The organism is Paraburkholderia sp. 2C (genome assembly GCF_054589215.1).
Map to the genome: position 1 here is coordinate 81,363 of NZ_BAAILL010000050.1, position 18,267 is coordinate 99,629.

General features: G+C 63.6%; 16 protein-coding genes. 9 read left to right on the top strand and 7 right to left on the bottom strand.

What is annotated here, in order from left to right; genetic code table 11:
• Positions 1 to 86: 86 nt before the first annotated feature.
• The 5 genes from ACYPXD_RS27275 (at position 87) to ACYPXD_RS27295 (ending at position 5,986) form a co-directional block, all read left to right on the top strand.
• Positions 87 to 1,334, top strand: a complete 1,248-nt coding sequence (locus ACYPXD_RS27275; protein ID WP_459718757.1) for a metal-dependent hydrolase family protein — start codon at positions 87 to 89, stop codon at positions 1,332 to 1,334.
• A gap of 373 nt (positions 1,335 to 1,707) precedes the next feature.
• Complete coding sequence (locus ACYPXD_RS27280; protein WP_459718760.1) at positions 1,708 to 2,727, top strand: substrate-binding domain-containing protein; 1,020 nt, start codon at positions 1,708 to 1,710, stop codon at positions 2,725 to 2,727.
• Positions 2,728 to 2,806: 79 nt separating this feature from the next.
• On the top strand, positions 2,807 to 3,802 hold the full coding sequence (locus tag ACYPXD_RS27285) for an ABC transporter permease (RefSeq protein ID WP_459718763.1): 996 nt from the start codon (positions 2,807 to 2,809) through the stop codon (positions 3,800 to 3,802).
• A 71-nt stretch (positions 3,803 to 3,873) separates the two neighbouring features.
• Entirely contained in the window at positions 3,874 to 4,686 is an 813-nt protein-coding gene (locus ACYPXD_RS27290; protein ID WP_459718766.1) for an ATP-binding cassette domain-containing protein, read from the top strand.
• 76 nt (positions 4,687 to 4,762) lie between these two features.
• Complete coding sequence (locus ACYPXD_RS27295) at positions 4,763 to 5,986, top strand: ROK family transcriptional regulator (protein ID WP_459718769.1); 1,224 nt, start codon at positions 4,763 to 4,765, stop codon at positions 5,984 to 5,986.
• On the opposite strand, the gene ACYPXD_RS27300 is transcribed toward ACYPXD_RS27295, so the two are convergent.
• Entirely contained in the window at positions 5,987 to 9,076 is a 3,090-nt protein-coding gene (locus ACYPXD_RS27300) for a transglycosylase domain-containing protein (protein WP_459718772.1), read from the bottom strand.
• A gap of 286 nt (positions 9,077 to 9,362) precedes the next feature.
• On the opposite strand from ACYPXD_RS27300, the gene ACYPXD_RS27305 reads away from it, so the two are divergent.
• From ACYPXD_RS27305 to ACYPXD_RS27315, 3 genes are all read left to right on the top strand, one after another.
• Positions 9,363 to 10,679 (top strand): NAD(P)/FAD-dependent oxidoreductase, encoded by a 1,317-nt coding sequence (locus tag ACYPXD_RS27305; RefSeq protein ID WP_459718775.1) that lies wholly within the window; start codon positions 9,363 to 9,365, stop codon positions 10,677 to 10,679.
• Between the two features lie 155 nt (positions 10,680 to 10,834).
• On the top strand, positions 10,835 to 11,185 hold the full coding sequence (locus ACYPXD_RS27310) for a hypothetical protein (protein WP_459718778.1): 351 nt from the start codon (positions 10,835 to 10,837) through the stop codon (positions 11,183 to 11,185).
• 258 nt (positions 11,186 to 11,443) lie between these two features.
• On the top strand, positions 11,444 to 11,650 hold the full coding sequence (locus ACYPXD_RS27315) for a hypothetical protein (protein WP_459718781.1): 207 nt from the start codon (positions 11,444 to 11,446) through the stop codon (positions 11,648 to 11,650).
• A gap of 17 nt (positions 11,651 to 11,667) precedes the next feature.
• On the opposite strand, the gene ACYPXD_RS27320 is transcribed toward ACYPXD_RS27315, so the two are convergent.
• From ACYPXD_RS27320 to ACYPXD_RS27345, 6 genes are all read right to left on the bottom strand, one after another.
• Positions 11,668 to 12,003, bottom strand: a complete 336-nt coding sequence (locus ACYPXD_RS27320) for a hypothetical protein (protein ID WP_459718784.1) — start codon at positions 12,001 to 12,003, stop codon at positions 11,668 to 11,670.
• Positions 12,004 to 12,048: 45 nt separating this feature from the next.
• On the bottom strand, positions 12,049 to 12,840 hold the full coding sequence (locus ACYPXD_RS27325; protein WP_459719639.1) for a helix-turn-helix domain-containing protein: 792 nt from the start codon (positions 12,838 to 12,840) through the stop codon (positions 12,049 to 12,051).
• Positions 12,841 to 13,063: 223 nt separating this feature from the next.
• The gene (locus ACYPXD_RS27330) at positions 13,064 to 14,404 is read right to left on the bottom strand and encodes an FAD-dependent oxidoreductase (RefSeq protein ID WP_459718787.1); all 1,341 of its coding nucleotides are present in this window, start codon (positions 14,402 to 14,404) and stop codon (positions 13,064 to 13,066) included.
• The gene (locus ACYPXD_RS27335; protein ID WP_459718790.1) at positions 14,401 to 14,712 is read right to left on the bottom strand and encodes a 2Fe-2S iron-sulfur cluster-binding protein; all 312 of its coding nucleotides are present in this window, start codon (positions 14,710 to 14,712) and stop codon (positions 14,401 to 14,403) included. Before ACYPXD_RS27335 ends, ACYPXD_RS27330 begins: the two co-directional genes overlap by 4 nt.
• Complete coding sequence (locus ACYPXD_RS27340) at positions 14,705 to 15,832, bottom strand: NAD(P)/FAD-dependent oxidoreductase (RefSeq protein ID WP_459718793.1); 1,128 nt, start codon at positions 15,830 to 15,832, stop codon at positions 14,705 to 14,707. Before ACYPXD_RS27340 ends, ACYPXD_RS27335 begins: the two co-directional genes overlap by 8 nt.
• Before the next feature lie 94 nt (positions 15,833 to 15,926).
• On the bottom strand, positions 15,927 to 16,892 hold the full coding sequence (locus tag ACYPXD_RS27345) for a 4-hydroxyproline epimerase (RefSeq protein WP_459718796.1): 966 nt from the start codon (positions 16,890 to 16,892) through the stop codon (positions 15,927 to 15,929).
• Positions 16,893 to 17,263: 371 nt separating this feature from the next.
• On the opposite strand from ACYPXD_RS27345, the gene ACYPXD_RS27350 reads away from it, so the two are divergent.
• Positions 17,264 to 18,169: a dihydrodipicolinate synthase family protein gene (locus ACYPXD_RS27350; protein ID WP_459718800.1), complete on the top strand. Its 906-nt coding sequence runs from the start codon at positions 17,264 to 17,266 to the stop codon at positions 18,167 to 18,169.
• Positions 18,170 to 18,267 lie beyond the last annotated feature (98 nt).

The following is an 18,267-nucleotide window of genomic DNA, read 5'->3' on the forward strand; positions in this document are numbered from 1 at the left end:
CAGGCAGCCGCTTTTCCGCTTGTTTTGCCGGTTTTCCGGCTGATTTGCACGGCATCGATCGATCACGATCGAACGAGGAGAAAAACGTGGAATCTACATTGTTCACGAATGCCGCCCTGCTCGACCCGCTGCGCGGCGAATTGCTCGACACACGCGACGTGCTGGTCGAAAACGGTCTGGTGAAGGAAGTGTCCGATCGGCCGTTGCAAAGCGCGGCCGCGCGCGTGATCGACCTCAAGGGCAAGACGCTGATGCCTGGCCTGATCGATCTGCACGTGCATGTGGTGGCGGTGCAATTGAATCTGTCGCAACTCGTGCATATGCCGAATGTGCTCGTCACGTTACGCTCGGTGCCGCTGATGCGCGGCATGCTGCGGCGCGGCTTTACGACAGTGCGCGATGCGGGCGGCGCAAACGCGCCGCATAAACAGGCCGTCGAAAGCGGGCTCGCGGTCGGGCCACGCATGTTCGTCGCGGGCCGCGCACTGAGCCCCACCGCCGGTCACGGCGATATGCGCTCACGCTCCGACTATATCGGCACAAGCGCGCCGTGCGGCTGCTGCGTGCGCGTCGGTGCGTTGTCGCGCGTCGCGGACGGCGTCGACGAAGTGCGCAAGGCCGCACGCGAAGAACTGCAGATGGGCGCCGACCACCTGAAGATCATGGCATCGGGCGGCGTCGCCTCGCCGACCGATCCGGTCGGCGCGTTCGGCTTCGCCGAAGACGAAGTGCGCCCCATCGTCGACGAAGCGCGCGCACGGCACACCTATGTGATGGCGCACGCGTACACGGCCGAGTCGATCGCGCGCGTCGTGCGCTGGGGTGTGCGCACGATCGAACACGGCAACCTGATCGATATGCCAACCGCGAAGCTGATGGCCGAAGCCGGCACCTATGTCGTGCCGACCCTCGTCACCTACGACGCACTCGCCAGCGAAGGCGCGCAATACGGGCTCGCCGAGGAAAGCGTGGCGAAAATCGAAGATGTACGTGAAGCCGGCAAGCGTTCGCTTGAAATCTATCGCGACGCCGGCGTCAAGATGGGTTTCGGTTCGGACCTGCTCGGCCCGTCGCAGCGGCTGCAAAGCAACGAGTTTCTGATTCGTGCCGATGTGCTGGGCGCGGCCGAGGCGATCCGCAGTGCAACGGTGATCGGCGCAGAAGTGCTGGGCTTGCCGGAGAAACTCGGTTGCATCGCACCGGGCGCGTGGGCCGATATGATCGTCGTCGATGGCAATCCGCTTAAGGATATTGCCTGTTTAACGGGGCAAGGCGAGCGTATTCCGATGGTTATGAAAGGCGGCAAGATCGAGTTCGACGAGCTGAAGCAATAGTCTCTTCGCCGCGCTGTTCCCTTCCCTATCGCCGCTCAATGCTCAGACCATTGGGTGACGCCAAAGCTTCACTCTCCTGATTTACCCGAATCCCGCGCAGGTGGCAGTGCATCGCATAACACCGCTTGCGCCTTTCTCCACTTGCGCTCCCGCGCATCGGCGGCGCTCTCCTCCCGCACTGCAAAAGATCAGTCGTTGCTTGACACCTGTCACCCGCGCTGCTGTACTAAATAAAACAAATTGATTTAGTCCCACACGCCAGCGCAGCGCAATCCAACCAGAAGCGAGGCCGGCCCACCGCGCCCCAGCCACAGCGAATTCGAATCGACTGCAGTCCATAACGTCGTTGTCAATCACTTGGAGGAGCGTTTCCATGAATCTGAAATCGAGCGTGCCGAGCGTCACACACCGGAGCGCCGCCCGACGGATCGTCGCGGTTTGCGCGGCGGCGGCGGCTGTGTTGTGCACCGGCACGACCCAGGCAGCGGACCAGCCTGTAGTCGGCCTGATCACCAAGACGGACACGAACCCGTTCTTCGTGAAGATGCGCCAGGGCGCGGAAGGCGCCGCACAGAAAGACGGTGCGAAACTGATGACCGCAGCCGGCAAGTTCGACGGCGACAACGCCAGCCAGGTCACCGCGATCGAAAACATGCTGACGGCCGGCGCGAAAGCGATTCTGATCACGCCGAGCGATACGAAGGCGATCGTGCCGAGCATCAGGAAGGCGCGCGCGGCCGGCGCAATCGTGATCGCGCTCGATACGCCGACCGACCCGCAAGATGCAACCGACGCGCTCTTTGCCACCGACAACTTCAAGGCAGGCGTGCTGATCGGCGAATACGCAAAGGCCGCGCTCGGCGGCAAGCCCGCGAAAATCGCGACGCTCGACCTTGCACCTGGCGTGACGGTCGGCGTGCTGCGGCATAACGGCTTTCTGAAGGGCTTCGGCATCAAGGAAGGCGACCCGTCGATCGTCTGCAGCCAGGATACGCGCGGCGATCAGGCCAAGGGGCAAACGGCGATGGAAAACTGCCTGCAGAAAGCGCCCGACATCAACGTGGTCTATACGATCAACGAACCGGCCGCGGCCGGCGCGTATCGCGCGCTGAAGTCCGCAGGCAAGGACAAGGGCGTGATGATCGTATCGATCGACGGCGGCTGCGAAGGCGTACGCAATGTGAAGGCCGGTGCGATCGCCGCGACCTCGCAGCAATACCCGTTGAAGATGGCTCAACTCGGCGTGGACGCCGGCGTCGATTATGCGAAGACCGGCAAGAAACCGAGCGGCTACCACGACACCGGCGTCACGCTGATTTCCGACAAGCCTCAATCGGGCGTCGCCAGCAAGGACACCGCATTCGGCCTAGAGAACTGCTGGGGCAACAAGTAACGACGCGCATTACCGTATCGACCGGCGCTGCGCACATTGCGCCCGCGCCGGTGGCATCAACGCATCGAGGAAACACATCATGTCCACGCCCACCCCCACCGCCCCCGCTCACCATCACCGTCGCTTTGCCGACCGTTTGCCCACGCTTGCCGAAGCCGGTCCGCTCATCGCATTGGTGCTCGCATGCGCATTTTTCATTTCGCAAAGCGACCGCTTTCTGTCCGCGCAAAACCTTTCGTTGATCCTGCAACAAACGATGGTGGTTGCGGTCATCGCAATCGGCCAGACGCTGATCGTGCTGACCGGCGGCATCGATCTGTCGTGCGGGATGGTGATGGCGTTCGGCTCGATCGTCATGACCAAGTTCGCGGTGGTGCTCGGCGTGCCGCCAGTCCTGGCCATTTTCTGCGGAATCGGCGCGAGCGCATTGTTCGGTCTTCTGAACGGCGCACTGATCACGCGCATCAAACTGCCGTCGTTTATCGTCACGCTGGGCACGCTCAATATCGCCTTCGCGCTCACGCAGATCTATTCGAACGCCGAAAGCGTGTCGAGTCTGCCCGACGCGATCATGTTCTTCGGCAGCACGTTCAGGCTCGGCCCGGCCGAGGTAACGTACGGCACCGTGCTGACGCTCCTGATGTATCTCGCGACATGGTTTGTCCTGCGCGATACCGTGCCCGGCCGCCATCTGTACGCGCTCGGCAATAACCCGGAAGCCGCGCGTTTGATGGGTCTTTCGTCGCAAAAGATCCTGCTCACCGTCTATACGCTTTCCGGCGCGATCTACGGCGTCGCCGCGCTGCTTGCCGTATCGCGTACCGGCGTCGGCGATCCGCAGGCCGGTCAAACCGAAAACCTCGACAGCATTACCGCGGTCGTGCTCGGCGGCACGAGTCTGTTCGGCGGACGCGGTTCGATCGCGGGCACGCTGCTCGGCGCGCTGATCGTGGGTGTATTTCGCAACGGGTTGACGCTGATCGGTGTGTCGTCCGTGTATCAGGTGCTGATTACCGGCATTCTCGTGATTCTCGCGGTCGCCGCCGACAAGCTGTCGCGACGCGGCGTGCGCTAGGCGCCTCGCATTTGCCGCCTTGCGCAGAAGCGCCTTCATCTTTAGCACCGCATTCAAGCATGGAGCCCGTCATGTCGACGACATCCGTTCCTTCTTCCGCCGCCTCTTCCGCTGTTACGCCTGTGCTCGAAGCACGCGGCCTCATCAAACGCTACGGCCAGGTCACCGCGCTCGACGGCTGCGACTTCGAAGTGCTGCCCGGCGAAATCATGGCCGTGATCGGCGACAACGGCGCCGGCAAATCGTCGTTGATCAAGGCGCTGTCCGGCGCCGCCGTGCCCGACGAAGGCGAGATCCGTCTCGACGGCAAACCGGTTCGTTTTCGCAGTCCGCTCGATGCGCGTGACCAGGGTATCGAAACCGTCTATCAGGACCTCGCCGTCGCGCCCGCAATGAGTATCGCGGAAAATCTGTTTCTCGCGCGCGAGCTGCTCAAACCGGGCTGGCGCGGCTCGCTGTTCAAGATGATCGACAAGCGCCGCATGCTCGAAGAAGCGACCGCGCATATGAAAGACCTGCAAATCGGCATCCGTTCGATGCGTCAGGCCGTCGAGACGCTATCGGGCGGCCAGCGCCAGGGCGTGGCCGTCGCGCGCAGCGCGGCGTTTGCGCGGCACGTCGTGATTCTCGACGAACCAACCGCCGCGCTCGGCGTGAAGGAAGGCAACATGGTGCTCGAACTGATTCGCCGCGTGCGCGATCGCGGGCTGCCCGTCATTCTGATCAGCCACAACATGCCGCACGTGTTCGAGATCGCGGATCGCATCCATATCCAGCGTCTCGGCCGGCGCGCCGCGCTCGTGAATCGCAAAGACATCCATATGTCCGAAGCGGTTGCGATCATGACCGGCGCAAAGGAAGCGGATGTGAAGGCGATCGCGTAATGCCGGCGATCACCGCCGTGCACGCAAACGCGAAAAACCTTTGCGCGTAAAGCCAACGCTAAAGCCCACCACAACAATGGATACCGGCACCCGTTCGCCGCTCAAACGCACGGTCGGCTCGAACCAGGTCGGCATGCGCCAGTTCAACGAGCGCATCGTGCTGCAGGCGATCCGCTTGCATGGGCCGCTGCCGAAGGCCGACGTCGGGCGGTTGACGCGGCTTTCGATGCAGACCGTTTCGACGATCATCGACCGGCTGATCGACGACGGCCTGCTCGTCAAGCAGGCGCGCGTGCGCGGCCGCATCGGTCAGCCCTCCGTACCGATCGCGCTGCGGCCTGAAGGCGCATACACGATCGGCGTGAAGGTCGGGCGCCGCAGTCTCGATGTGCTTGCATTGGATTTCGTAGGCCGCGTCTGCTGCCGCGAGCTGCTCGAGTACGCGTATCCGGATCCGCGCACGCTGTTTCCCGCGCTCGAAAACAAGCTCGCGCGCATCAACGACGCACTGGGTGCGGCGAGAAAACGCAACGTGGTCGGCGTCGGCGTGGCGGCTCCGTTGTGGTTAGGCGGCTGGCGCGAGTTTCTTGGCGCACCGCGCGATGCGCTCGATGCATGGAGCGACATCGATATCCGTGCGCGCATCGCGGCGATGACCGGCTTGCCGGTCGAGTTCGCCAAAGACACGACCGCGGCTTGCGCGGCCGAACTCGTGATGGGCCAGGGACGCGGCATCCACCATTTTCTCTATCTGTTCGTCGGCACCTTTATCGGCGGCGGCCTCGTAATCGACGGGCGCCTGCATGGCGGCCCGCACGACAATGCGGGCGCAGTCGGTTCGATTCCGCTTGCCGGCCGCGTGCGCGATCCCGCGAGGCAGTTGCTGCATGCGGCATCGGGCTTCGTGCTCGAACGGCTCTTTACGGAGGCCGGCGTGCCCCCCGCCGCCGCACACGATCATCGCGCGTTATCCGCGGACCTGTGGCGGCTGACCGAACAATGGCTCGACACCGCATGCCCCGCCATCGCAAGCGCATTGACCAACGCGGCGGCATTGCTCGATCTGGAAGCCGTGGTGATAGACGGCGAGCTGGATCGTCAGTTGCTGCGCGAAATCATTCGGCGTACGGAGCGAGTGCTCGACCGCTACGAATGGGAAGGCATCGTGCGCCCGCAATTGCTCGAAGGAACGATCGGCTCCGATGCACGCGCGATGGGCGGAGCGATTCTGCCGCTCTATGCGCATTTCGCGCCCATGCATGAGCTGTTTCTGAAGCCCGCGGCCGAGGTCGGTATCTAGCTATTTCGTTGCCGGCTGCCCGCTTGCCGCCGCGACGCGCCTCGCCGCCCGCTCGGAGGGCGTATCGAGCAGCGGCTGCAGCGCAGCTGCCATCGACTTCAGCAACTGCACCGACAGCGCGCTCGTGAAGTCGAAACGGCCCGCATAGGGCTCGTGCACGACGGCCGTCATGGTGCCGAAGTACCGGTCGCCGATTTCGAACACGAAAGTTGCCGTGCGATTGACCTTGCGCGATTCGATCAGCCGCCCGCCCTTTGCATAGACATTGAAGCGCTGATCGCCGGTGCCGGTTTTGCCCGACACGGGCAGCACCTGACCATTCGGGAACCGGATGCCGTCCGCCAGACGGCGCGCGGTACCACCGGCGACCACGTCGCGCACGAGCGATTGCACGACTCGTGCGATATCGGGCGACAGCACCTGATTCGGCTCCGTTTGCGCGCGTGCGAAGCGTGTTTCATACGGCGTGCCCTTTGCAAATTCGAGGTCCGTAATACTATGCGTCGGCACCTGTTTTCCGCCGTTCGAAATGATGCCGATCAGTTGCGCAAGCGCGGCCGGCCGATCGCCCGACGCGCCGATCGCCGCGCCATACGACGGCGTGAGCTTCGCGAACGGATAGCCGAGCGCGCGCCACGACTTGCCGATCTCCTCATACGCGCGCTGCTCGACCATGCGCTTGATGCGGCGATCCTGCGTCGCGTGATAACGCGTCTTGAAGAGCCATTTATAGGCATCGGTGCGGGCGTCGCGGCTCGCTTCCTGCACCTCGTTCAGGCTCGCGTCGGGATGCGTACGCAGATAGTTGACGGTCCACAGTTCGAGTGGATGCACGCTCGAAATGTAGCCACGGTCGTTCAGGTTGAATTTCTCGATACCGTACTTCGTATAAAGCTTCGCGAGGTCTTCGTTGTCGAGAATGACGGCGGCCGGTGTGCCTTTCAGCGCCGCGCGCATCTGCGCATTGAACCATTCCTGCGAGCCGTCGGGCGCGACGCTGCGCAAGACGGTCGCGACCTTCGGCGGCGATTTGCGCACCGTATGCAGTAATGCAGCAAGCGCCGCGTCGGGCGTCTTGCCGTGATACTTCGTGTAGAAGCGGTTCATATAAACGCGGCTTTCCTGATCCGCGAAGCGCGTCAGATACATCTTGCGCGTCGCCGGGTCGTCGAGCCATTGCGTGCTCGGGCCCGAGGTCTGGATCATTTCGTAGTGGACGATGTCGCGCATCATCCGCACGAAAACCAGATTCACCGAATGCTGGAAGGCGCGATGCACGGTCAGAATGCGGCCGTTATCGCTCGATTCGAAATTGCTGAATACCTGCCCGCCGCCGCCCGTGAAAAACATCTCGCCCGCGCTTGCGGAATACTTGCGCTCGGTCGCCGCATCGAGCATGGCGGGCAGCGAATGATCCTTCGTATGCAGCAGATAATCGATCGCCCAGCGCGTCAACCCGTCGGATGGGTCGGGCTTGACCGCGCGCAATTCGTCGTCGCTCATCGACGCGTAGCGTCCGTGCAGTTCTTCGACGATCTGCAGATACGTGACGATGGTACGCAGTTTCGCGGTCGAACCGAGATTCAAACGCGCGCCCTGATTGATATCGAACGGCTGGTCGACGCTATCAGTCTGCACGCGCATCAGATTCTGGCCGCCGTGTTTTTCGAACAACGTGAAGCTATACGAAATTTTCGACGGGTCGTCTTGCGGGCGCAGCATGTCCTTGCCATACAGACCTGCGGCGCGCGCGCCGTCTTTGGTCGCCGCGGCCGCCAGCCGGTCGCTGACCGCCTGCTGCACTTCGTTGTCGAGCGTCGCGGTCGCGGTCAGATCGAGGCGGTCGAGATCGTACAGGTTGCTTACGCCCAATGCCGTCATCAGATGCGAACGCAGCGACGTCACGGCCTTGCGTGCGACGAACGATTCCGTCGCCGGCGGCAATGACGAACGATGCAATTCGACCGGCGCCGATAGCGCCGCGTCGCGCAGCGCGGTGGAAATCGCGCCGCCGCTTGCGAGCAGCCGCAAATAGCTGTCGGTCAGCGAGGCGAGATCCGCGTTTCTGCGCAGCAGGAAATGCGATGGACCGCGCTGCGCGATCATCAGCGACAACACCTGACGGAATGCGAGGCCTTGCGCAGGCAAATTCTGTTCGGTCTGCGGCGCGGCGAGAATACGGTTCACCTCGTCGAAATCGCGGCCATACCATGCGGCGAGCCCATCGCCGATTCCGTTGATTTCACCGATACCCGGTTGCGCCGCGAGCGGAACCGAATTCAGATAACGCACGACGATCTGCTCGCGCGCCTCCATGGTGCGCGGTCCGTCCAGATAGGCGCGCACCGAGGCCGATGCGATTTGCCGCAGCTTTTCCTGCGGCGTCGCCGTGCGGCCGCCCGGCGAATGGCGGAATTTCTCGATCTGCGTGGCGAGCGTGCTGCCGCCCGGCTGCGGCTGGCTATGGTTGAAAAACCGTAAGCCCTGGTCGGCGAGCGCGCGGCCGAATCGCGTCCAGTCGATCGCCGGATTGCGGTTCGGTTGATCTGCGTCAAGCAAATGACGGTCTTCGATAAAAAGCAGCGCGTTGACGATAAGCGGCGGAATCGCGTCGAAGCCGCCGTAAATCCGCTTTGGATAATCGTCGCCGAACAGTTGAATGCCGGTCGAATCGTAAAGGCGCAAGCCGGCCTGATCTTTCTCTTCGAAGGGAAGGAAAAGGCCGTCGTCGGCAAGCGACAACATGCGGTCCGAATCGCGCGCCTGCGATGCGATCGTGAAACCGCGCTCGCGCAGGCGCCGTTCGATCGACGGCAGCAGCGAGTATCCGAGCCGGATGTCGTAAGGTCCGTCTTTCGGAAAACGAATATTGTCGCTAGGGCCCGTCGCAACGGTAAAGCCGACTTCGCTTGTGAGTTCCGACAGATACCGCGCCTGCAGCCGCGATGTGTCCATTTCGATCTGCACGACGCGCACGCCGGCCGCGACCGCCACCAGAAAAGCTAAAAAGATGCCCCACTTCAGCCACTTCCAGGTGGACGTAGTGCCGGAGGTACGCAGCGGCGGAACGCGAAGCAGCGGCCGATTCATGGTGGCGTCTCCTTGCAGATGCCGAACCACAAAAAATGCGACTCATATCAGTCTAGCGCGTAACCGAGGTTTGCGAATAACCGCGACGCAAAGAGGCGCCTGCAATGAGTACGCCACGCAACACTCGTGCCCCCGGCGCGCGCTGCAATGCCGCGTGGCGCGGGCTTTTCCGGCTTGGCGCGTGCGTGCCAGGCGGTGGCCAGCGCGCCCGTCCCCTATGGAAAGCCCGATAGGAGCGCCGCGGATTTTTCAGTACCATAGCCGCCCAATTCGAGCGGAACCGCTTATGCAAAGTTTCTACGAAGCGACGGTCAGCCGGCCTGAACGTCCGCAATTGACCGGCCGCCAGAGCGCTCGCGTGTGCATTGTGGGCGGCGGGCTGGCCGGCCTGTCGACTGCGCTCGGGCTGGCCGAGCGCGGTGTGCGCGACGTCGTCGTGCTCGAAGCGGAACAGGTGGGCTTCGGCGCATCGGGACGCAACGGCGGCTTCGTGTTCGGCGGCTATAGCCTCGACTGCGCGGACCTGCTGAGCATGCTTGGGCCGTCACGCGCGCGCGAGCTGTACGCGCTGACCACGGATGCGGTCGACCTGATGCGCGAGCGCATCCGTCGTTATCGCATCGATTGCGACGCCACCGATGCGGGCGTCATTCTCGCGAACTGGTTCGACGAGCCCGCACGGCTCGATGCTCAACGCCGATTGATGAAGGAATCGTTCGGCGTGGACTGGGAACCGCTCGATCGGCGCGAACTCGCCGCAAAGCTCAAAACCGCGCGTTATCACGGCGGTCTTTTCGAGCGCCATGCATTCCACTTTCATCCTTTGAAGTACGTCGCCGGCGTCGCTGCCGTAGCGGCCGACACCGGTGTGCGCATTTACGAGCATTCGCCGGTACACGCGCTTCGCGCGCAGCGCGGCGGGTTCGTCGTCGAAACCGCGAGCGGCGTCGTCGATGCCGAGCACGTCGTGATGGCGGGCGGCGGCTATGCACGCAACGTCTATCGGCGCGTCGAACGCGCGGTCCTGCCGATCGCCACCTACGTGATCGCGACCGAGCCGCTCGGCGAGCGGCTTAAAGAGGCGATCGACTGCGCGTCGGCCGTCTACGACACGCGCTTTGCGTTCGACTATTACCGGCCGCTGCCTGACACGCGGATTTTGTGGGGCGGCCGGATTTCGATCGTCGAGCGCACGCCACAGGCGATCACGCGGCTGCTGCGCGGCGATGTGCTGAAGGTCTATCCGCAACTGCACGACGTGCGCATCGACTACGCATGGAGCGGCCTGATGAGCTATGCGCGGCACAAGATGCCGCAGATCGGCAAAAGCGCGGATGGCGTCTGGTACGCGGTCGGCTTCGGCGGTCATGGGATGGCGCCGACTACCGTTTGCGGCGAACTGCTCGCCGCGGCTATCAGCGGTGAAAGGCCGGTGCCCGACGCGTTCGCGCAGTTCGGGCTGACGCACACATTCGGTGCTTTGGGTCTTGCGGCCGCGCAACTGACTTACTCGGTCATGCAAACACGCGATGCGCTTGCTACGAGATCCGCTGCGAGGTCGGCCGCCAGACTCGATGCGAAGCGGCGCACATCATCACGCTAAGCGATCCGAAACAAACCCTTGCGCGTTGCGCGGAACCGCATGTTCTCCCACGCCAGGCAGGTGCGCTGCTCGCGCCATTGGCTGGGCACGTCCCTTGCGCCGATATAATTTCATCCTGTGTCACTACTGTTTGCTGTTTCATACCAAGGAGCGTCATGAGGAACCCGTTCAAAGCATCGTTATACGCCGCCGCCCTGCTCGTGCCTTTCGCGCTTGGCGCGTGCGCGCAGTTCCAGCACAACCCCGATGCGGGCGATCCGGAAAACGACCAGATGACCAATCGCCCGGTGGCGGATGTCGTTCAATGCCTCGAACAGGAAGCGAAAAAGCACGATACGAAGGTCACCACATCACCGATTCCTCAAGGCACGATGCTCGACTTCGGCGATTCGAATATCGTCAAGGTCCGCACCGACAACGGCGGCACCACCTATCGCTATTACGCGGGTAAGCGCCACATGTCGAACATGTGGATCGAAGCGGCCAGCAAGACCTGCGCGCCGTGACGTAAGCGTAAGCAAACGGCAATCGATTCGACATGCGAAGGCGGCATCGCCAAAGCGAACGCGCGAGCGGCGTGCGACGGGCTGTCGCATCTCTGTCTTAAGTATCGTTTAAGTTTGGCTCATCAAGATGCGTTGCACTCGAATCGAACCGTGATCCGTATGAGGTGCCCGATGCACAACAATGACGATAACAACACGCGCGACACTCAGACGAGCCCGTCGGTTTCGCCCGCGCCGACAGCTGCCAGGCGGCCTACGATGCTGCGGCGTCTGCTGAGCCACCACGAGCTCGCGACGCTGCTGTTGCTGCTGCACGCGCCTGTCGATGCGCATGCGAAACCTGAAATTCCCCTGCTTCAGGAAGCCGGTCTCGTGGAAAGCATTGCGTCGGATGCCGGAGCGCCGCGTATTCGTCTGACCGATGAAGGCAACGCCGTTCTGCGCGGCCTGGGCCTCGGCGTCTGATCGCCCCGTTTCTTTCATCAGGCTTGCCACACCGCATAGCCTGCCTCGCGTAGCCCGATTGCAAGTTCCACTTCCATATCGCGCGCGCCGTCATACGGCATCGGATTGTAAAAGTCATACAGTTCAGGCATAAGCCGCAAACCATAATCGCGCACGTAGCGATTCGCCTGAATGTCCGCCTTGTGCCTGTCGAAGCGCAGGTCCGGATCGAGTCCTGTCATCCCCACATACACGCAAGGCTTGGCGAAGCGATAGTCCGGGTTCGCGCGCCTGAAGCGCGCTTCGTTCCATACGGTATCGTCGAGCGCGACGACGTACACGTAGTAGCGCAGCGCGGCGCCTCGCTTCTTCATGTTCCTGTGCGGCGCGCGCTTTTCGGGCAGCGAGTCATGCCGCCATCATGCGGCCGCACGCTGGCGGCCGTTGCCGAGCAGCAGTAACCGGTATTCGGTTGGCGTAACGCCGACGGTCGCCTTGAATTGCCGCGTAAACGCGCTGTGATCGGTATAGCCGCACAACGCGGCGACGTCGGTGACCTTGTCGTGCGAGACAAGCAGCGCGGTCGCCGCATCAAGGCGCGTTTTCAGCAGCACCTGGCGCGGCGTCAGATGGAACACCTTGTGGAAATAGCGTTCGAGCTGCGCAACGGACATGTCCGCCATCGACGCAAGCTGCTTCAGATTCAGCGGCTGCACAAAGTTTTGCTGGATGTACTGGACGACGATCGCGAGACGGCTGTACGCCGGGTGGCTGCTCTCATCGGCCTTCAGATCGCGCGACGTGCCCGCGAGGCCGACGATGCGCCCTGCCGCATCGCGCAGCGGCTGCTTGCAGGTCAGACACCAGCCCGGCTGGCGACCCGGATACAGATGCAGTTCGAGCTGATCGAGCATCTGGTTGCCGACGTGGATGACCGCCTGGTCCTGCGCGGTATAGATGCGGCCGAAACGGCTCGGGAAGACCTCCTCGGCGGTCTTGCCGAGCAGCGCTTCCTTCTCCTTATAGCCGCAGCGCGATACCAGCGTGCGGTTGACGAGCGCGTAGCGCGCTTCGGCATCCTTCACAAAGAACACGGTGTCCGGCATCGCGTCGAAGACCGGCTCGAGCAGGGCGAAATGCGCAAGCATCGCGGTGAGCGGCGCTACCACCGCACCGTGTTCCTGCGTCGCATCGGAGTTTCCTTCAGGCATCCCATAGGGACTTCCTTCGGGCGCTTCCAGCGGATGAGCCAGCGTGGTCATTGTTTGCGGATTCCTGGTTCGCTGTGCGCAGCGGTTGTCGCCGGGCAGGACGTTGCTTAGGGCGTCCCGGTCGCCCCATGAGGACTTCCTGCGGGCGTGCGGACGATTATAGGGCGGCGCGGCGCGGTTCAAAATTCGGGGCGCGCCCGAGTATGTGCGACCTTCTTGCCCGTTACCGCGCCACCGACGCGCTATCCCGCTCTGCTTCGAGCAGCGTGTCGATCTGCATCGGGCTGAACGGCGGCCGCGCCTGCGCGGTGTTCCAGCCGAAATAGACTTCGGCTGCGCATCCGCAGATACGCCCCTGGCAGGGCCCCATTCCGCAGCGCGTTTGCAGCTTCGCATCGCGCCAGGTCGTGTGTTCGCGCACTTGCGCACAAGTGACGTCTTCGCAACGGCAAAATACCGTGCCGTCCGACGGCAGCGCGCGCGCTGCCTCGCCGAGCCCGAACGCCATCTCCACGCGCCGCGCGAAGCGGCGCCAGCGGTCGCGCTGCGTCCGCAGTCGCGCCGCTTCGCGCTGCGCGCCGACCGCCTCGAGCCCCGCGATTTCCCCTTCGACGCTCGCGAGTTCCATCCCGCCAATGCCCGTGCACTCGCCCGCGGCAAACACATGCGCGAGCGAGGTGCGCTGCGCTTCGTCGACGATCAGCGCACTGCCCGCACGATCGCGACGGATTGCGCAGCCGAGCGCCTCGCCGACCGTGACGTTCGGCACAAGCCCATAACCGCACGCAATACGCTCGCAGTCGAGAACGACGTCGCCAGCGGTTCCGGCATCGGCCGCGTCGGCCGGGTCGACATCGCGGCCTCGCCGGATTCTGACCCGCTCGACGCGGTCGTCGCCGATCGCTTCGCGCACGACACTACCGGTCCAGTAGCGCAGCCCTGCAAAACCGCGCGTAAGCTGCGCGGCCTGCCACAGCTTCGATGGCGTCGCGACGAGGCCGGCGCCGAAACGCGCGAGCGCCGTCCACGGCGCCTGCTCGATCACCGCGATCACGTTGGCGCCCGCTTGCCGAGCGGTTGCAAGCGATGCGATCAGCAGCGGACCGCTGCCGGCTATCACCGTCCGCTCGCCGCGCACGGCTACGCCGCCTTTGATCAAAGCCTGCAACCCACCGGCGCCGGTTACGCCGGGCAAGGTCCAGCCGTCGAACGGCAGCAATCGCTCGCGTGCGCCGGTGGCAAGAATCAGCCGCTCATAGCCGAGTGCAAGCGCGCCATGTTCTGCCGATTCGACAAGCAGGCTGCGCTCGTCGAGCGCCGCAACGACGCGCGCCGACGAGAAAAGGTCGACGTTATCGGCGCCGCGCAATGCGTCGAGGCGTTCGTTCAACGCGGCAGCCGGCGGATGCGCCGGGCCGTGACGCCATACCTGGCCGCCTGCGCGCGGGTTGTCGTCCAGTACGGCGATGCGCGCGTGCGCCTGCGTCCGCGCGGCGGCGCGCGCGGCGCTCAGGCCTGCGGGTCCCGCGCCTACGATGACGACGTCATAGTGTTGTCGGTTCATTGCGCCCCGGCCGTCCCGGCGTCCTGGCGTGGGCCTGTCGTTTCGATCGTCTGACCTTCGCGGCACAGCGTCTGGCATGCGAGCACATGCCCGATGCCGTCGACCGTCACGCGGCACTCCTGGCAAACGCCCATTCCGCACAGTGCCGTGCGCGGCATGCCGCTCACCGAGGCTCGAGTGCCTGCGATGCCGGCATGGGCCGCGAGCGCCGCCGCCACGGTCGAGCCCGAGGGTACGGTGACAACATGTCCATTAACGGTTACACGCACGCGTGCATTGGCCGCATTCGCGTCGCTCGTGTCATGCATGGCTGACTCCGCGTGCAAAACGCGCGGGCAAATAAGGCGCGATCGGGATCGCCGTTGCGCCGCCGGCAATTTGCGCGGCAAGCAATTGTGCGGTGGCGAGCGATGTCGTCACGCCGAGCCCTTCATGGCCGACCGCCAGCCAGACTTCCTTGCTTGAGCCCGTCACCGGACCAATCAGCGGCAAACCATCGGGTGTCGCCGCGCGAAACCCGGTCCATGCGCGAATGCCGTTCAGCTTCGGCAACTGCGGCAAATAACGCGCGGCGCGCCGCAGCATCTGCGCGAGCACGGGCATTTCAACGACAGGGTCGGTGGTATCGAACTGGCGCGACGAGCCGAGCAGCAGTTGCCCGGTCGGTCGAGGCTGCGCGTTGAAGGCGACCGATGTGCCCGTCGCGTGATGCGCGCTCTTAATATAGCCGAGTTCCAGCAGCTCATGCCGGATCAGTCCCGGATAGCGATCGGTGATCAGCAGATGGCCTTTCTTTGGTTGCAGAGGCAACGATCGCACGAGCCCGCTCGCGCCGATGCCGTTCGCCACAATCACATGAGCGGCCTCGATGCGCTCGCCATTCGCGAGCGTCACCGAATCCGTGTCGACTGCGACGGCGCGTGCGCCGAGCCGCACGTCGATTCGCGCGGCGGCCGGCGACATCTTCAATAGCCACTGCGTGACCGACGGCGCGTAGACAATGCTGTCCTGTTCGATCAGCAGACCACCGGCCATGCCATGCACCAATGCCGGCTCGCACGCCCGCAACGCGGCCGCATCGAGCATCTGCGATGAAACACCTTGAGCGGCGAACGCATCGTGCATGGCACGCGCCGCCTGCCATTCCTGGTCGTCCTCTGCGACCCAGAGCGTGCCGCAACGCGAGAACGCATCGCGTTCGCGCAGTTGCGGTGCGAGTTCGAGCCACAGGTCGCGCGAATAACGGCTCAGCGCAAATTCGGCCGGCGAATCGTGCATGACCACGATATGCCCCATACCCGCCGCGGTCGCGCCGCCGCCGATACCGTGCTCGTCGAGCACCAGTACGCGCAGACCGCGCGCAGCCAGTTCCGCCGCACATGCCGCGCCCACGATACCGGCACCGACGATCAGGGCATCCGCTTTCATCTACCGCCTCGCGCCCCTGCTGCTCCGCGCATCGCGTGCGCCGTGGTTGCGCACGCAACCGCTACGCGCGCTGCTGGCTCTGCCATCGCTAGCCTCATTGCGTCGGAATGCCCCATGCAAACGGGTCGCGCTCATCGAAGCACAGCCGGCTCTCCGCCATGATGTGCGCGTGGCCGGTGATGGTCGGCACGATCGCCGTCACGCCGTCGACGGGCTCCGCCTGAGCATAGCTCGCTTCGAACACGCTGCCGATGATGCTTTCCTGATGCCAGACCGCGCCCGGCGCGAGCTTGCCGTCGGCCGCAAGACACGCGACCTTTGCACTCGTGCCCGTACCGCACGGCGAGCGGTCGTAAGCATTGCCTGGACACAGCACGAAGCTGCGGCTATCGATACCTGCCCGCGACCCGGGGCCGAACAGCTCGATGTGGTCGATATAGCCGTCCACTGCGCCCGTGATGCCGGATGCGCTCAGCGCATCGCGCATGGCCGACGTGAACGTGGTCAGTTCACCGATATTCGCGGGCACGAGCGTGCGTCCGTGTTCGGCGACAAGGAAAAACCAGTTGCCACCCCACGCGATATCACCCGTGAATGTGCCATGACCCGGCACATCGACCTTCACGTCCTGCCGGTAGCGATACGACGGCACATTACGCACCGATACGCTCAAATCGTCATTGAGCGTCGCTTCGACGATGCCGACCGGCGTCTCGATCCTGTGCCGCCCGGGGCCGATGCGGCCCATATGCGCGAGCGACACAACGAGCCCGATCGTGCCGTGCCCGCACATGCCGAGATAGCCGACGTTATTGAAAAAGATCACACCCGCCGCGCATTCCGCATCGTACGGTTCGCACAGCAGCGCACCGACGACGACATCCGAGCCGCGCGGCTCGGTCACGATGCCGGCTCGCCAGTCGTCGAAATGCGTGCGAAAAATATCAAGCCGCTTGGCGAGCGGGCCGCTGCCGAGTTCGGGGCCGCCGGACACGACGAGCCGCGTGGGCTCGCCGCCGGTGTGCGAATCGATGACATTCAGGGTTTTCATGGCCGACATGTTAGAAACGCGGCACGCGCGAGTCTTGACCCGGCTGCGCGTCGATTGTGACGATTTCAGCATAGCATCTGTTGCGCTGCGCCATGCTAGCGAATGGAGCGCAGCCGCTACCCGCACGGCCTTCCCCGTATGCGTGAGGCGCGTCTCGCGGCTATCCTCATTCGTATCATCGCTTTGCCGTTAAGGCCCTTAGCCGCGCGTCCGGTGACAATCCAAATTATTCCCTCACCCCTTTATTAAAGGTTCAGGATACCTACCCGACACAATCGACGCTATGCTGAAATCGTCATTCAGCACGCGCGTATCGCGCAAGACGGCCGATTTTGACGTGCTTACACTGCGATCGATTCATCAACATCAGGAGAGCAGTCGTGGCGCATATCTGGGAAGGCGTAATGCCCGCCGTCACAACCAAATTCAACGCGGATTTCAGCATAGACCGCGCATGGACGAAGAAAAACATCGAAGCGCAGATCGACGCGGGTGTCGACGGCATCATCGTATGCGGTTCGCTCGGCGAAGCTTCGACGCTTTCTCTCGACGAAAAACTCGAAGTGCTCGATATCGCCGTCGACGCGTCGCAAGGCCGCGTGCCGGTTCTGCTGACGATTGCCGAAAACAGCACGCTCGACGCCTGCCGTCAGGCACAAGCCGGTGCGAAGCACGGTGCGGCCGGCTATATGGTGCTGCCGGGTCTGCGTTATCTGTCCGATCGCCGCGAAACGATCAACCATTTCCGCATGGTTGCGAATGCAAGCAGTTTGCCGCTGATGATCTACAACAATCCGCTCGCCTACGGCGTCGATATGACGCCCGAGATGTTCGCGGAAGTCGCCGACGAAAAGAAGATCGTCGCGATCAAGGAATCGTGCGGCGATGTGCGGCGCGTGACCGATCTGATCAACGCGGTCGGCGACCGTTACGCGATTCTGTGCGGCGTCGACAACCTCGCGCTCGAAGCGATGATGATGGGCGCGCACGGTTGGGTCGCGGGGCTCGTCTGCGCGTTTCCGAAGGAGACAGTGGCGATCTACAAGCTGTTCAAGGCCGGCCGCGTCGAAGAAGCACGCGCGATCTATCGCTGGTTCGCGCCGCTGCTGGCGCTCGATGTGTCGGCGAAGCTCGTGCAAAACATCAAGCTTGCCGAAACGATCGTCGGCCTCGGCACCGAGCCGGTGCGGCCGCCGCGTCTGCCGCTGGCCGGCGACGAGCGCAAGGCGGTCGAAGCGCTGATCCGCCGTTCGATCGAAACGCGCCCGGCGCTGCCGAAGCTGTAACGGCATTCGAACGGCCGCGACCGCGCCATGCGTGCTGCGCATGCGCGCGCACACCGCGCGTCTCGTCTCAAGACATTCGCAACACCACGCTTGTCATC